Annotated in this window: 13 protein-coding genes, 1 tRNA gene, 2 rRNA genes and 2 pseudogenes (1 of these 18 running past the window's edge); 10 read left to right on the top strand and 8 right to left on the bottom strand. The window is 64.4% G+C overall.

The window, feature by feature from the left end; translation table 11 throughout:
- The 3 genes from LV780_RS13915 to LV780_RS13905 all read left to right on the top strand — a co-directional run.
- A 23S ribosomal RNA gene (locus LV780_RS13915) occupies positions 1-944 on the top strand; it begins 1,977 nt to the left of the window's first position.
- Between the two features lie 101 nt (positions 945-1,045).
- Positions 1,046-1,160: ribosomal RNA gene (gene rrf / locus LV780_RS13910) — 5S ribosomal RNA — on the top strand.
- A 70-nt stretch (positions 1,161-1,230) separates the two neighbouring features.
- Positions 1,231-1,307: transfer RNA gene (locus LV780_RS13905), tRNA-Met, on the top strand.
- A gap of 81 nt (positions 1,308-1,388) precedes the next feature.
- Here the strand turns inward: LV780_RS13905 and LV780_RS13900 are convergent.
- The 7 genes from LV780_RS13900 to LV780_RS13870 form a co-directional block, all read right to left on the bottom strand.
- On the bottom strand, positions 1,389-1,835 hold the full coding sequence (locus LV780_RS13900) for a hypothetical protein (protein WP_108222789.1): 447 nt from the start codon (positions 1,833-1,835) through the stop codon (positions 1,389-1,391).
- 345 nt (positions 1,836-2,180) lie between these two features.
- Positions 2,181-2,432, bottom strand: a complete 252-nt coding sequence (locus tag LV780_RS13895) for a hypothetical protein (protein WP_108222788.1) — start codon at positions 2,430-2,432, stop codon at positions 2,181-2,183.
- On the bottom strand, positions 2,432-2,608 hold the full coding sequence (locus LV780_RS13890) for a hypothetical protein (RefSeq protein WP_181318601.1): 177 nt from the start codon (positions 2,606-2,608) through the stop codon (positions 2,432-2,434). The genes LV780_RS13895 and LV780_RS13890 overlap by 1 nt, the downstream gene beginning before the upstream one ends.
- Entirely contained in the window at positions 2,601-2,813 is a 213-nt protein-coding gene (locus LV780_RS13885) for a hypothetical protein (RefSeq protein ID WP_108222787.1), read from the bottom strand. The genes LV780_RS13890 and LV780_RS13885 overlap by 8 nt, the downstream gene beginning before the upstream one ends.
- Before the next feature lies 1 nt (position 2,814).
- The gene (locus tag LV780_RS13880; protein ID WP_108222786.1) at positions 2,815-3,204 is read right to left on the bottom strand and encodes a hypothetical protein; all 390 of its coding nucleotides are present in this window, start codon (positions 3,202-3,204) and stop codon (positions 2,815-2,817) included.
- Positions 3,205-3,645, bottom strand: coding sequence for a DUF5681 domain-containing protein (locus tag LV780_RS13875; RefSeq protein WP_108222785.1), 441 nt, complete (start codon positions 3,643-3,645; stop codon positions 3,205-3,207).
- Between the two features lie 61 nt (positions 3,646-3,706).
- A complete protein-coding gene (locus tag LV780_RS13870) occupies positions 3,707-4,459 on the bottom strand; it encodes a hypothetical protein (protein ID WP_108222784.1) in 753 nt (250 codons plus the stop codon).
- 449 nt (positions 4,460-4,908) lie between these two features.
- On the opposite strand from LV780_RS13870, the pseudogene istA reads away from it, so the two are divergent.
- The 4 genes and pseudogenes from istA to LV780_RS13850 all read left to right on the top strand — a co-directional run bounded on the left by istA (position 4,909) and on the right by LV780_RS13850 (position 8,633).
- Positions 4,909-6,442 (top strand): annotated as a pseudogene (istA, locus tag LV780_RS13865) (IS21 family transposase).
- On the top strand, positions 6,439-7,302 hold the full coding sequence (istB, locus tag LV780_RS13860; RefSeq protein WP_101339570.1) for an IS21-like element helper ATPase IstB: 864 nt from the start codon (positions 6,439-6,441) through the stop codon (positions 7,300-7,302). The pseudogene istA and the gene istB overlap by 4 nt, the downstream one beginning before the upstream one ends.
- 164 nt (positions 7,303-7,466) lie before the next feature.
- Positions 7,467-8,153, top strand: coding sequence for a hypothetical protein (locus LV780_RS13855; RefSeq protein WP_233863832.1), 687 nt, complete (start codon positions 7,467-7,469; stop codon positions 8,151-8,153).
- 9 nt (positions 8,154-8,162) lie between these two features.
- The gene (locus LV780_RS13850; protein ID WP_108222042.1) at positions 8,163-8,633 is read left to right on the top strand and encodes a hypothetical protein; all 471 of its coding nucleotides are present in this window, start codon (positions 8,163-8,165) and stop codon (positions 8,631-8,633) included.
- Between the two features lie 414 nt (positions 8,634-9,047).
- On the opposite strand, the gene LV780_RS13845 is transcribed toward LV780_RS13850, so the two are convergent.
- Complete coding sequence (locus tag LV780_RS13845) at positions 9,048-10,394, bottom strand: IS5 family transposase (RefSeq protein WP_108222040.1); 1,347 nt, start codon at positions 10,392-10,394, stop codon at positions 9,048-9,050.
- 46 nt (positions 10,395-10,440) lie between these two features.
- Here LV780_RS13845 and LV780_RS13840 point away from each other — a divergent pair.
- The 3 genes and pseudogenes from LV780_RS13840 to LV780_RS13830 all read left to right on the top strand — a co-directional run.
- Positions 10,441-11,264: pseudogene (locus LV780_RS13840) on the top strand (IS1634 family transposase); the annotation flags it as partial.
- Between the two features lie 342 nt (positions 11,265-11,606).
- Entirely contained in the window at positions 11,607-12,170 is a 564-nt protein-coding gene (locus LV780_RS13835; RefSeq protein ID WP_117345038.1) for a LysM peptidoglycan-binding domain-containing protein, read from the top strand.
- Positions 12,171-12,477: 307 nt separating this feature from the next.
- On the top strand, positions 12,478-13,758 hold the full coding sequence (locus tag LV780_RS13830; protein ID WP_117345037.1) for a DUF2254 domain-containing protein: 1,281 nt from the start codon (positions 12,478-12,480) through the stop codon (positions 13,756-13,758).
- Positions 13,759-13,802 lie beyond the last annotated feature (44 nt).

Here is a 13,802-nt window from a genome sequence, read left to right as displayed (position 1 = left end):
TGTCGGGTAAGTTCCGACCTGCACGAATGGCGTAACGATCTCCCCGCTGTCTCTGATGTGGACTCAGCGAAATTGAACTGTGTGTCAAGATGCACACTTCCCGCGGTTAGACGGAAAGACCCCATGAACCTTTACTATAGCTTCGCACTGGCATCAGGAATGTGATGTGCAGGATAGGTGGTAGGCATCGAAACGGGGACGCCAGTTCCCGTGGAGCCAACCTTGAGATACCACCCTTCGCATTCTTGATGTCTAACCGCGGTCCATTACCTGGATCCGGGACCCTGCGTGGTGGGTAGTTTGACTGGGGCGGTCGCCTCCCAAACAGTAACGGAGGCGCGCGATGGTGGGCTCAGACCGGTCGGAAATCGGTCGTCGAGTGCAATGGCAGAAGCCCGCCTGACTGCAAGACTGACAAGTCGAGCAGAGACGAAAGTCGGCCATAGTGATCCGGTGGTCCCGAGTGGAAGGGCCATCGCTCAACGGATAAAAGGTACTCTGGGGATAACAGGCTGATGATGCCCAAGAGTCCATATCGACGGCATCGTTTGGCACCTCGATGTCGGCTCATCTCATCCTGGGGCTGGAGCAGGTCCCAAGGGTATGGCTGTTCGCCATTTAAAGAGGTACGTGAGCTGGGTTTAGAACGTCGTGAGACAGTTCGGTCCCTATCTGCCGTGGGTGTAGGAGACTTGAGAAGAGTTGCCCCTAGTACGAGAGGACCGGGGTGAACGAACCACTGGTGGACCAGTTGTCGTGCCAACGGCAGTGCTGGGTAGCTATGTTCGGACAGGATAACCGCTGAAGGCATCTAAGCGGGAAGCCCCCTTCAAAACAAGGTCTCCCTTGAGGGCCGTGGAAGACCACCACGTCGATAGGCCAGAGGTGTAAGCGCAGCAATGCGTTCAGCTGACTGGTACTAATTGCCCGATTGGCTTGATCTGAACCGGTAACAGCAAGGCTCAAAAAGCCTCCGCTCTACCCCAGATCAGAAGCAGCACGACCTGGAACAAGCATAAGCCTGGTGTTGTCGTTTCTTCTCCGGTCTGGTGGCCATAGCACGAGCAAAACACCCGATCCCATCCCGAACTCGGCCGTTAAGTGCCGTCGCGCCAATGGTACTGCGTCTCAAGACGTGGGAGAGTAGGTCGCCGCCAGACCTGATAAGAAACGAAAATCTCCAGAACGATCAAAATCAACCGCGTCAAAATACAAACGACGCAAAACGGCCGCGGGGTGGAGCAGCCCGGTAGCTCGTCAGGCTCATAACCTGAAGGCCGCAGGTTCAAATCCTGCCCCCGCAACCAAAAAATTGCAGCATTAACAGCACATTACACGGCACTCCTCGGGGTGCTGTTTTGCATTGCGGCAAGCGAACTAGCGCGCAACTAGCCGCCCGCAGGCACCGACTGCGGCGGGTCCAGCACCAGCCGGTGCCATGCCTCACGAAACTCGTCCCGGTCATATGCCCGCGGTTCAAGCCACCAGCGACCGCCATTCCGGTCCTGGGTCGCAAGGGCACGAACATCCTCGAGCCGCAGAACATAGCAGGCAGGGGTATCGCTGTTCGCATGAACGGTAATGATCCACCAATCAGACCGCAGACTGCGAAGGTCGGTGCCTAAGGGCACGGCGTGTCGCTTGCTCAGCGCCTTGGACTGGACCCCGAAGAAATGCGTCTCGTCCGCATCGGTGACGATTAGATCGGACCCCCTCGCATTCCGTATCGTCGGCATGATGCGCCAGCCCCGGCGTGAGAGCTGCCACGCGGCATAGTTCAGCCCGGAATTGCCCGTCATCTGGTGCCGTATCGGCGGATCGTTCTGCTCAGACATAGCGCAGCCTCTAACTCAGTGAGAGGCTGCCCGGATCAAAGCCGGGTGTTGGAATCCTCGTGCGTAGCCCGAGGCACCGCTGCCTTTAGCGAGTGCTTGGACATACGCAACGGTCACCCGGCCGAAAATTCGACCGAGCTACGCATCAAGGGGATTCCACGCCCCACGGGCAGAATTGGCTGCGCCGCCCGCTATCTCTGCCATGTTAGGCGCATTCATTCAACGAGATAGGGTAGGTGATAAAAGCGCCCCCGCACCGATTGGCGCGAGGGCGCTCCGTCACCAGCGTCATGGGCTCCGCTGGCGCCGTAACCCCGAGCCACCCCTAGCCCGAGGAATCGTATATCATGCGCGGTTCCATACTCCGTTGCCGACCGTGTGGCGCACGCCATAGTCTCCGTCGCGGTGCCACCGCCGGAGGCATTCGATGACCACAGGCATGTCAACCGGACACAGCTTGCCCGCCTCAACCCCGGCCATGCACTCAGCCGCGAACGCATCAACCGACCCGTAGATGGCTTCGATGGGCGATGGCTTCGAGGTGCGAGCAGCCTCCAGCTTAGCAACCCGCTGCAACATGCCGCGCACACCCGCCATCAGGCACGCCCCTCGCCCTTGAGCCAACGGGGGCGCAGGGCCTTGATGGTGCGCTGCATCTGCACCAGAAGCCGCGCCTCTGCCTCGCGCTGCTCCTGTGCCGCGAACACGCGGTCCACGGCACGCGCCACCTGCTTGACGCTGGGCTGCGGCTTGCTGTGGTCACCCTTAGCCACGGCCTTCACCTTTCAGCTTCTCGAACGCTGCCACCAGCGACGGGGCTGCACCGAGGCACCGGGCAAACTCCATCTCGCCGCGCACCTCGGACACCAGCGCATCTTCCTCACGGCGCTTCTGGATGGCGTCCAGTGCGTCGCGTTGCGCTTCGTTCTCGCGGTTGCGCTTCGCTTGGCCGCGCAGATCGTCTTCATCAGCTTTCATGTCAGATCACCTTCATTGTCTTGAGGACGTTCATTGCGTCGGCCCGCACCTCGGGGTCCGGGCAGTCGCGCATCACTTCCAGCATCGCGGCGACAGCTTCACGGCGCAGCCTGCCCCGTTGCTGGTCGTCCAGTTGCGCCAGCCAGCTTTCCATCCGCTCACTGTTCGCCGCAGCGTATTCGGCAAAGGTGATGGGCACGAGGACGAGGGGGTGCGCCATCTGGTCGGCAATCCCCACAGCCCAATCCACCGCCGCCTGATAGGCGTCGATGCCCCGCGTGCTGAGCAGGTGCCGTTCGGTCGGGCCGCGCAGGTAGGTCAGCACAAAGCTGTCCTCGGGCAACGGCTCGTAGGCATAGACATGGTTCCGCTCGGTCTTGATGACTGACATTCAGTTCACCTCCTTCGCTTCAAGCTGGATGATGCGCTGTTCCAGTTCTTCGTTCTTGCGGACGTTGCTCAGCGTGCCGATCATTGCGATGATCTGCTGCCCCACATCGGGCGGCACCTCGCCAGCCGCTACCGCGCCAAGCACGGCCTCGATCTGCTTGCCGATAGGCAGTTCGGGGTCGAGGCTGAACTGGACGGGTTCGGACTGCGCCTTGACGGGCGGCATGAGGCGGGACAACACCAGCCCAGCGGCGGTCATGTCACCCTCAAGCGCCCTGTCGATGACCACACGCACCACGTCCGGGCCGTCATCGTTCAATGCCCGCGCGATGCGTTCACGCTTGCTGGCAGCGGCACCCTTTGGCCTGCCCGCGGGGTTGCCGCTCACACCCTTCTTCCAGTTCGGGTTGCCGGGGTTCTTACCCGGCACGAACCCTTCCATCCAAGCAGGCTGCTGAACTACTTCATTCATCCGAAGACCCTTGCTTATCAAATCCCGAGGTTCAGATGCCCCCGAGGGCCTTCTCAGCGGCGTTGTGCTTGTCGCGGAGCATCTTGGCGTAGGCGGGCGACTTGCCGACGACCCGCTCCATTTCCTTGTGGATCAGCGGCGCACGGTCTTGGATCAGGTCCATCGCGGCACGCATGGCCCGCAGACGCTTGCTGGCGGTGGGGTTGGCCTTCTCGTTCCACAGGCGGCGCAGCACGGCCTGCATTTCGTCGGTCAAGCCTGACAAATATGCCGGGGCTCCCAAAACGGCGGAAACTGTAAGCTCGTCACCCTTCTGGATGGCAGCTTGCACGAACCCAAGGGCGCTTTGGCCGGGGCGCTTGTCTGCCGTGCTGGTGCCCTGCCGCTCTGCCAGACCCTTCACATGGTCGCGGATCTGCGTGCTGATGGTGTGTGCGGCGCGCGCTTCCATTGGGGCGGAGAGCTGCTTTTCAATCAACTCAGCCCCGGCCCGCATGTTGTGGTAAACCTTGTCGAGCTGCGGCGCGAACTTGGCGAACGCACGATCCGCCATCTCCTGGACCTTGATCGTCCGCATGTCCTCGTTCCACGCGGTGTTGCCAGCAGCAACGTCGCGCACGTCCAGCACCTTGCCGATACCCTCATAGACCGAAGTGAACGCCTGCACGACCTGTTGCAGTTCACCTTCCGTTTCGGAATCATATTCGTCCAGCGACGCAACGCTTTGCGGGTGGAGCGAAGCGGTGATCCGCGTGTCCACACCCATTCCAAGATCGACTGCCATTTTCTCTGATCCACCCTGATAAGGCTTGCTATGTGCTGCAAGGGTAACTGATCCCTGCGAAAGTCCGCAATGCGATCAGTAACTTAGCTGCCGCGCGCCCCATATTCTGGGTCTGAAGGTCGGTCCCGAGCTGCGAGCCAACTCTCACAAACGCCTGCTCGCCCCATAGGGGGCAACCGCCCGCAGCGCTCGGCTAGATCGGCATTGCGGCCGGGCGGGGTGTTACTCTGCCCCGCGTTCTGAGCGGAACCATGCGCGAGCTGATGAGCGACAACCAAGTTGGCCGAAACCGTCAGGCAAGTTGGCCGCTGGGTTCAGCCGGAGGACGGGCGTAGCCCGTCCCGGAGGCTGAACCCAGCGGCTGGCCCTCGTTTCGGGGGAGAAGGGTAGGTGCTGGCCGCTGCGGGCCGGTAGGGTCGAGGTCTCTGCTACCAAACGGAGATCCGACCGTGCCGGGCAAACCCGTCACCGACCAGCAAGTGAGAGTCTACATGACCGACCGTCTCCAGCACAGCCAGCGTGTCGCCGCCGCCCGCGCCGGCTTCAGCGAACGCACCGCCCGCCGCATCGATGCCGATCCGCGCCTTCCATCGCAACGTCCGGCCCCCCGGGGCCGCACCGTGCCCGACCCGCTCGAGGCGGTGTGGGAACCGGTGCTGCTGCCGATCCTCGCGCGTGATCCAGCCGTTCAGGCCGTCACCCTGTTGCGGCACCTTCAGACGAGCGATCCGGAGGCCTTCCCCGACGACCGCGTGCGCCGGACGCTCGAGCGGCGCGTCCGCGACTGGCGTGCCCTGAACGGACCCGAGCGCGACGTGATCTTCCGCCAGACGCCGGAACCCGGCCGGATGGCGCTGTCGGACTTCACCGATGCGAACGAACTCTGCGTGACGATCGCGGGGCAGCCGCTTGAGCAGCGCCTCTACCACTTCGTCCTGGCCTACAGCGGCTGGGAACATGCCGCCGTGGTGCTGGGCGGCGAGAGCTTCCCGGCGCTGGCCGAGAACCTCCAGAACGCGCTCTGGACCCTTGGCGGAGTGCCTGGCGAGCATCGCACCGACAGCCTGTCCGCAGCTTATCGGAACCTCGATGCCGAGGCCGCGGCGGACGTCACCAAGCGCTATGACGCCTTCTGCGCCCACTACGGCATGCTCGCCAGCCGCAACAATCCGGGCGAGGCGCACGAGAATGGATCTGTCGAGGCCCACAACAACCACCTGAAGGTCGCCCTTGATCAGGCCCTGATCCTGCGCGGCTCCCGCGACTTCGCCGATCTCGCCAGCTGGCGCCGCTTCGTCGATGAACTGGTTGCTCGACGCAACCGCCGGCGCGAGTCCGCGGTGCGCATTGAGATGGCGGCGCTCAGGCCGCTGCCGGCCCGGCGCACCACCGACTTCACCGAGGTGGTCGCGCGGGTCACGAAGACCGGGGGCTTCCTGGTCCACCAGGTCTTCTACTCGGCGCCCTCCCAACTGATCGGCAAGCGGTCGAACCGGAGGTTCGCCTCCGGCGAAACGGGTCCATGTCTACGACGACCGGATCGAGGCCTTTCTCGGAGCGACCCCTGTCGTCACGCACCCCCGCCGTCGCGGCCGCGATGACGGCACCCGCGTCCACTGCGTCAACTATCGCCATGTCATCCACGCCCTGCGCCGCAAGCCGCAGGCGCTGGCCGGTTCCGTTTACCGCGACGGCCTGTTCCCGCGATCGGAATACGCCGAGGCCTGGGTCGCGTTGTCCGCCGCCTTGCCGCGTCGCGACGCCTGCCGTCGCATGGTCGATCTGCTGTGGCTCGCCCATGAGGAGGGCTGTGAGGCTGAACTGGCCGCGCTGATTGCCCAGACCCTCGGTCATGGCGAATTGCCCGAAGCCCATGCGCTAAGGAGTAAGCTGGAGCCGCGCCGGCGCGAGCTGCCCGACGACACGCCCGTCAACCTCACCGATCTCGCCCGCTTCGACGAACTGCTGGAGGCGCGCGCATGACCGCCGCTGCCCCGCGCCCCGTCGATGTGCATGCGTTGCCCGCCATGCTCACGGCTCTCCGCCTGCCCAGCATCCAGCGCCACTGGACGATGCTCGCAGACCGCGCCGACGCCGAGGGCTGGCCCGCGTCGCGCTTCCTCGCAGCTTTGGCCGAGGTCGAGCTCGCCGATCGCGATGCCCGCCGCATCCAGCGCCATCTGCAGCAGTCCGAACTCCCCGGCGGCAAGACGCTGGCAACGCTCGACTTCAAGGCACTGCCCGGCGTGACCCGGGCCCGCATCGAGGCGCTGGCCGCCGGGGATTGGGTTGAGACCGGCGCCAATCTCATCGCCATCGGCAACTCGGGCGCCGGCAAGAGCCACGTTCTCTGTGCCATCGGCCATGCTCTCGTCGAGGCCGGCAAGCGCGTCCTCTACACCCCCACCACCGACATCGTGCAGAGGCTGCAGGCCGCCCGCCGCGATCTGGTCCTCGAGGCCGCACTCGCGAAGCTCGACAAGTTCGACCTGATCATTCTCGACGACATCACCTACGCCCAGAAGGACCAGGCCGAGAGCTCGGTGCTCTTCGAGCTCATCGCCCGGCGCTACGAGACGCGAAGCCTCGCCATCGCCGCCAACCAGCCGTTCAGCGCCTGGAACCGCGTCTTCCCCGATCAGGCCATGACCGTCGCCGCCATCGACCGGCTGGTTCACCACGCCACCATCCTCGAGATGAACGGCGAGAGCTTCCGCCGCCGCGCCGCCGCACGACGCCGATCCTCCGAGCCTGTCGCTGCGCCGACAGCCTCCAGCGACAACATCGGCGTCGAAGCCACCGACAACATCAACGACAAGCTTAGGGAGATCAGCGCCGAGTAACACCAACGACCGCAGCGGTCAAAACCGGCCATCCTGGTTGTCGGTCACGGCCAAGAAGGTTGACGCTCTACAGCGAGCGGTGTCGCGCATTTTTTAATATTTTCGCGCATAGTATTGACATATCATGCGTGTGATCTATGTATGATGCGTGTCGGCGGAAAATCATGGAGGGCGATGTGGCATTCAGGGCTGATGAGGCTGCGAATAACGGCTACGAGCGAGCTAGGAACTACCTGATCCCTAGAACATTCGATCCGGCGCATCGCCAGAAGGCGGAAGCTGCTCTCTTGGATATTGTTGACCAGTTGGGCCCAGTTGTTGAAGGGTATCCCACGTGGCACCCATTGGTTGCCAATCACGATGGTCGCAATCCAGAAACGACGCCGAACACGCGAAGCGGATACGAGGGATTGGACCACACCGTCTATTTCGCGCACGGATTCATCACCTGCCCGTATCAAGGCAGCGGCAAAGCAAGCAAGGTGATCGAGTCCGTTTCAAAGCTGCCGTATCATCACTGCGCCAGCATTACTGCCGAAGAGCTAGAGATCGAGTTCTACAATTCTGGAACTACTGCAACCCTTGTCAAATGTGAGTGGCACGACGGTCTGGACCTTGGGCATCTGATACCAAAGCGTCTGGCGGTTCCGCTGATGCTAGAGCAAGAGTTGCCATGCTGGCGCTGGTCGGAGCGGGCTGAGACTTGGGAGACTATGCGCCCCTATTTGCTGGGCGAACCGCATGGGGGCCGGTCGTCTTTGTTCGTCGGCCAAGAGACGGCTCTCGCGATGAAGCATGTGTATATGGCGATGGTTCAATCTGGGATGTTTGGTCCGCTCAAGATGGGTTGAGGTGAGGCAATGAACCGACAGGAGCGACGCAAGGCGAACAGGGGCAAGCCGAAGGTGCTGGCGACGATCCGCCGGGAGATTTTCACGACGACTAATCTGGGAGACAAAGAGGTCCACCTTGATGTTGGGCGAATGCGTGAATGGGCTGAGAAGCACATCGAGCCGCAGAAGATGCAGATTGTCGCTGAGCATGTGAAATGGCTGGTGGAGGGCGGCACGGTCACGCAAGACAGGGTGATGGGCTACACCATCAATCAAATCCCGAAGCCGATCCTTGTGTGCGAGCACCCCGAGGGGCTAGGCGACGAGATCGTTGACGGGAACCATACCTATGTCGCCATGGCCCTTAGCTGGGCGCAGGCCGTTCAAGTAGGCTTGGCAGCACCATCGGACACCCCTTTCGTCGTAGGTTATGGCCTCACGCCTGAACAGTGGCGACCGTTCGTTGTGCCAGCCTCGCAATTGCGGAAGCGAGGCTAAGGCTAGGACAGGGCTAGGCGCGGGGTATGACCACACGGCAAATGCGATGCCATTCAAGGGCTTGCCCCTCGGTGGCTGGCATATGCACCCTTTGACGTTCGACCTTTTGGACCGAGAAAGGCACCCTGCGGTTGCCCTTTTCGGGGCTGGACAACCCCAAGCCGGGGAATCGTAGCAGATCGTAGCCGCGTTAACACAGCGATTTGCTACAATCGTAGCCGCGTTTTTTGCAGCAAAAACAGTGCGTTATGGGTGATCGTGGCAATCGTAGCCGTAGCAGCCGGGGTGCGCGCGGCTACCGTAGCAATCGTCGCGTAGCCCCATTACGCAAGAGATTAGATATGTATGTATCTATCGACCTTTTGTCGCTACCCCGAAAACAGATGTTTACCGAGTTCAGCCTGAACAACGCGATCAGGCGGCCGCGTGACTGTAGCCGCGAGCGCGCTCCTGCCGGATCATCGCCAGAACGAGGGTAATGACGGCGGCAAGAAGCTTCCTCAGATGGGCGAGGATCTTGCGGATGTTGTGACCGCATCCGCAGAGGACGGCGAAGAGGGCGTCACCAATGACGCCTTTGAGGAAGCAGCGCGACAGCCTTCCGTCGGTCTTCATGTGGCCGATCTCGGGTTCGATGCTGCTGCGCCGACGCAGCGCCTTTGCCAGCGCCGGGGCCAGCCCGCGGCGGGTGCCGCTGATCAGCACCTGGGTGTGCTGGACGCCGTGGCCCTTGTATCCGCGGTCGACGACAGCGCGTTTGGCCGGGTGGCCGGTGAGGATCGCCACCTGCTCCAGCGCCTCGCCGAGAGTGTGGCCGTCGTAAGGATTGCCCGGCAGCGAGCGCGCGCCCACCACGAAGCCGCCCTTCAGCGTGGTGGCGATGCTGACCTTGGTGCCGAACTCGTAGCGGACGCGGGCCTTGCCCTTCGAGATGCAGTCGACCTCGGGCTCATGGAGCGAATAGATCTTGCCCGGGTCCTTCGGCCGCTGGTGGAGCAGCCGCGAGACCAGCACGAGCTTGTCCAGAACCCGCTCGCGCAGCGGCCCCTCGGGGATCTCGTCGAGCTGCCGCCGGATGTCCCGCATCACGCGGCCGGTATAGCCCTTGAGCGTTCTCAATGCCTTGCGCATGCGCCGGAACTGCTTCGCATGAGCATAGCGGCCGACCTGCGCCGCCAGCCGCGGCGCCAGGCGCGCGTAGCTCTGGCGCAACTCGATGCCGGCCTCCTGCGCCAGATCCACCAGCTGTGCCCGCGCCCGGTCGTAGAGCCGGGAGTCGGTCGGGTGCGCGATGTTCTTTTCCATGACGGTGGTGTCGACGGCGATCTCGTCGAGGCTCGTGTCATCGACGGCGCCGGACTTGCGACCAGCCTCGATGGTCTTTGTCAGCAGCCACTCCACGCCTTCCTCACCGATCCGCTTCCGCCACCGAATGAGCGAGGTCGGGTCGATCGGCGGGCGATGCTGAAAGAAGGTCTCGCCGGTGAAATGCTGAAAGTAGGGGTTCTCGACCCAGCGGGCGACCACGGCTTCGTCCGAGAGCCGGAACGCGTGCTGCAGGTAGAGCAGCCCCGCGACCAGCCGCGGCGAGGTCGCCGGCCGTCCGGTCGTGGACGGGAAGAACCCGGCCCATTCGCGCTCGAAGAACTCCCAGTCGATCAGCCCCGCCAGCGTGACCAACTCGTGACGTATGTCGATCATGTCGACGAGGCGCGGCCGGAAGAGGTCGTTCTGCTCGGGAGGACGGGGACGATGCTTCATGCGACGGGCCAAAATTGCAGGGTTCCGCGCCGAATCCTATGAAATCCTGCAGGCCATGGCCACCAAAACCTCGGGTTTATCGCCTTGGATCCAGGCCGTCCCCGCCCGCCGCTACGGCGAGCTGGTCGAGACCTTCCGGGGCCTCGCGTTCGACGAGGCGGGCCTGGCCGAGGCCGGCTTCGCGGGCCACCGCCTGATCGTGGCGCACGATCCGCTGCGCGCGGCCGAGCAGCCGAGAAACGCCGCGCCCACATCGCCGAACTGGAGGTCATGGCCGAGCGCATGACTGGCAAGCGGGATGCGCAGGAGTTCGGACCGGACCGCGCAGCGGCGGATCCTCCAGTGGAGGATCCGGGGCCGGACGGGGCGACCGACCGAGGCCGCCGGGCCTCCGACCGCGGTGCCTGCAGCCGGTTCACCCGCGCGGTCGCCGAGGCCGAACTGACGCGCTTCCTCAAGGCCGACTTCACCGCCGACCGCTTCAGCTGGTCGCTGGACGGGGCCGCCATTGCGGAAGCGGAACTCTTCGACGGCAAGCTCGCGCTGCTGACCAATGCGCTGGCCGACATCGAGCGCGGCTTCCGGGTGCTGAAGTCCGATATCGAGATCGCCCCGGTCCACCACCGGCTGCCCGAGCGCATCCGCGCCCACGCGCTGATCTGCTTCCTGGCGCTCGTCCTCTACCGCGTCATGCGCATGCGGCTGAAGGCGAAGGGCCATGCGGCGAGCCCCCGCACCGCGCTCGATCTCCTCGCCCGCATCCAGAAGCACACCGCCCACGCCGGCAAGCGCAGCTTCCACGGCCTGAGCAAAACCACCCCGGAGCAACTCGACCTCTTTCACGCCCTGAGCCTGCCAAAACCGGCCTGACACCGCTCGTGTTGTCACATTTTCGGCGAATCGGCCTGAACGATGTCAAATGCTTAGCGACTTTGCTGATGAACTTGGGCGGGCCAGCACCACTGCCGCCGATCCATTCCCGGCGGGCCTTGCGGATGCGCGAGCCCGCGAATGGGACGGCGGTCTGGCAAGGGGCTCTGGAACAGGGTGCAGGTTACCCCGTCGGAGGACCAGGACCTTGGGGAAGGGGACGCGCCGCATCCCCGGCGGAACCAGCGGGAGCGGAAGATCATGATCCAACGTATTGCAACTGTCCTCTGGCTTTGTGCCTGTCCTGGCGGAGCGTCCATCGCGCAGGAGTGCCCGGCCGCCGTGCCCTTCGCGACAGCGGACAGTCTTGACGATCTGGCCGCGCGCTGCGGCGTGACAGCGGACGCGATCCTGCGGGCGAATGGCGCAAGCAGCGAGGCGGAGCTGCACGATGCGGGCGCGGTCGCCATTCCCGGTCGCAATGACGATACCGAAGGCAGCCTTCTGGTGCAGGCGGGTGAGGTTCTGGAAGACACCGCGCGCGAGGCCGGTGCCGTCGCAGCCGAGGCTGGCGATGCTGCCGCGGATCATCTTGCCGGGACGGAGTTCGGCCAGAGCCTCAGGTACGCCATAGACCAGCCGTCGGCGCACGGCGCGACCATGCTTGTCACGCGGACGTCCCCAGGCCGGTTCCAGATCGAGGTTTCGGGGCTGCGGGCAGGCCAGGAGGTCACCGTCACCGCCTTCAGGCGCGGCGAGTTGCTCGCGCTGGATGCGGCCGTCGCCGATGGCGCCCTGACCGCGCATCTCATGCTGCCGGGGCTCGACGAGGAGGAACAGGCGGCCTTTGTGCTCGAGGCGCGCGAGGAGGATCTTCGGCTGACCGCCACATCGCCGGACGGGTGACCATCGGCGCGCCCGTGCTCACCCCGGCCGAGGGCGTTCCGGCCCGTGGCTGCAGGACGGCGGCTGAGGCCGCCGCGGGTTCAGGGGCTTGCGTCCCGCCACCCTGCCCCTGAGACATTGAGCCGGCGCTTCCGCGCCCGGATCTTGTGCAGGAACCTCATGCCCGGCCTGCCGTTGACATGGCAGGAACCTTCGGAGCAGCCCATGGCGACGCGCAGTGATTGGACCCTCCCGCTCGTGAAGGGTCGGCTCCGGCAAGGCCCCCGGATCAACCGGGTCACCGCACCGCGAGCGACCGACGCTGATCATGGGTAAGGCCGCCTTCCTGAGCCGCGCCGCAGGCCTCTTTGCCCAGGCGCGTCAGTCGCTGTGGTTCACGCCGGCCCTCTATGCCATTGTCGCCGTCACGGTCCTGCTGCTGGCTCCGGTCATCGCGCCGTTCATTCCGCCCGAGCTTGTGGAGCTCATCGGCCTCGACGGGGTCTATGATCTTCTCGACGCCCTGGCCAACACGCTTCTGGCGGTGGCGATCTTCTCGCTCGGGATCATGGCCTCGTCGATGCAGGCGGCCGCCGGCGCGGCCACGCCGCGGGCCCGGCCCCTGCTCATGAAGGACCGGACGGCGCAGAACGCGATCTCGACCTTCATCGGAGGCTTCATCTTTGCGATCGTGGGCCTCGTCGGCCTCTCGACCGAATATTACAACGACGCTTCGCGGGTGGTTCTGTTCCTCGCCTCCTGCGTCGTGATCCTGGCGGTCATCCTCGCCCTGATCCGCTGGATCGGCCGGCTGACCGGTCTCGGCGACGTCTCGGAGGTGACGGACCTGCTGGAAGAGACGGTGAAGGAGGCGCTGGCTGCGCATGCCCGCGATCCCTTCTTCGGCGGCGTTCGCAAGGACAGTGCGGATCGCGGCGGCTTCGACCTCTTCCCGCGCGGCTTTGGTCATGTGCAGGCCGTCGATGGCGAACGGCTCGCAGCTCTCGTCGAGGACCGGCGCCTGTCCCTGCACCTTCTGGTGCGGCCGGGCGCCTATGTCGATCCGAAGCGGCCGGTGCTTCGCGCCGCCGAACCGTTCGACGAAGAGACAGCCGACGCGCTTCTGGCTACCCTCACGATCGGCCCGGAGCGGAGGTTCGAGACCGATCCGCGCTACGGGCTGATCGCCCTGTCGGAGATCGCGTCTCGCGCGCTCTCGCCGGGGGTCAATGATCCGGGCACCGCGATCGGCGTCATCGGCACGGCCGTGCGCGTGCTGGCCTACTGGAGTGACAAATTGCAGGCAACTCCCGAGGTGCGTCACCCGCGTCTGCATGTCGTGCCGCTGGCGGCTGCGGATGTGATGGAGGACGCCTTCCGCTGGATCGCGCGCGACGGAGCCGGCCAGCTGGAGGTGCAGATCCGGCTGCAGAAAGCCCTGGCCACGCTGGCCGCGCACGATCCCCGCCTGTTTGGTGCCGCCGCCCGGCTTCTGTCGCGGGAATCGCTGGCTCGCGCGGCACAGGCGATGAAGATGCATCAGGACCTGGACCGGCTCAGGCTTGAGGTGGCCCAACTGGCTGCTCTCGGCGAGCACCCCGAGCGGTAGCCCCCGCGTTCGCGCAGGGTCAGACCGAGCCGCCCATGTCCGAG

The organism is Cereibacter azotoformans, assembly GCF_021391315.1.
Taxonomy (GTDB): domain Bacteria; phylum Pseudomonadota; class Alphaproteobacteria; order Rhodobacterales; family Rhodobacteraceae; genus Cereibacter_A; species Cereibacter_A azotoformans.
The sequence above is the reverse complement of the archived record's forward strand: the minus strand, read 5'-3'. Positions and strand labels throughout refer to the sequence as shown.

What these genes read in the sequence shown, in the direction of transcription:
- LV780_RS13850 (WP_108222042.1), top strand. Translation starts at nt 8,163, where the DNA reads ATGAACCGACAGGAGCGACGCAAGGCGAACAGGGGCAAGCCGAAGGTG.
- LV780_RS13870 (WP_108222784.1), bottom strand. Translation starts at nt 4,459, where the DNA reads ATGGCAGTCGATCTTGGAATGGGTGTGGACACGCGGATCACCGCTTCG.
- LV780_RS13845 (WP_108222040.1), bottom strand. Translation starts at nt 10,394, where the DNA reads ATGAAGCATCGTCCCCGTCCTCCCGAGCAGAACGACCTCTTCCGGCCG.
- istB (WP_101339570.1), top strand. Translation starts at nt 6,439, where the DNA reads ATGACCGCCGCTGCCCCGCGCCCCGTCGATGTGCATGCGTTGCCCGCC.
- LV780_RS13855 (WP_233863832.1), top strand. Translation starts at nt 7,467, where the DNA reads ATGGAGGGCGATGTGGCATTCAGGGCTGATGAGGCTGCGAATAACGGC.
- LV780_RS13830 (WP_117345037.1), top strand. Translation starts at nt 12,478, where the DNA reads ATGGGTAAGGCCGCCTTCCTGAGCCGCGCCGCAGGCCTCTTTGCCCAG.
- LV780_RS13880 (WP_108222786.1), bottom strand. Translation starts at nt 3,204, where the DNA reads ATGTCAGTCATCAAGACCGAGCGGAACCATGTCTATGCCTACGAGCCG.
- LV780_RS13900 (WP_108222789.1), bottom strand. Translation starts at nt 1,835, where the DNA reads ATGTCTGAGCAGAACGATCCGCCGATACGGCACCAGATGACGGGCAAT.
- LV780_RS13895 (WP_108222788.1), bottom strand. Translation starts at nt 2,432, where the DNA reads ATGGCGGGTGTGCGCGGCATGTTGCAGCGGGTTGCTAAGCTGGAGGCT.
- LV780_RS13875 (WP_108222785.1), bottom strand. Translation starts at nt 3,645, where the DNA reads ATGGAAGGGTTCGTGCCGGGTAAGAACCCCGGCAACCCGAACTGGAAG.
- LV780_RS13885 (WP_108222787.1), bottom strand. Translation starts at nt 2,813, where the DNA reads ATGAAAGCTGATGAAGACGATCTGCGCGGCCAAGCGAAGCGCAACCGC.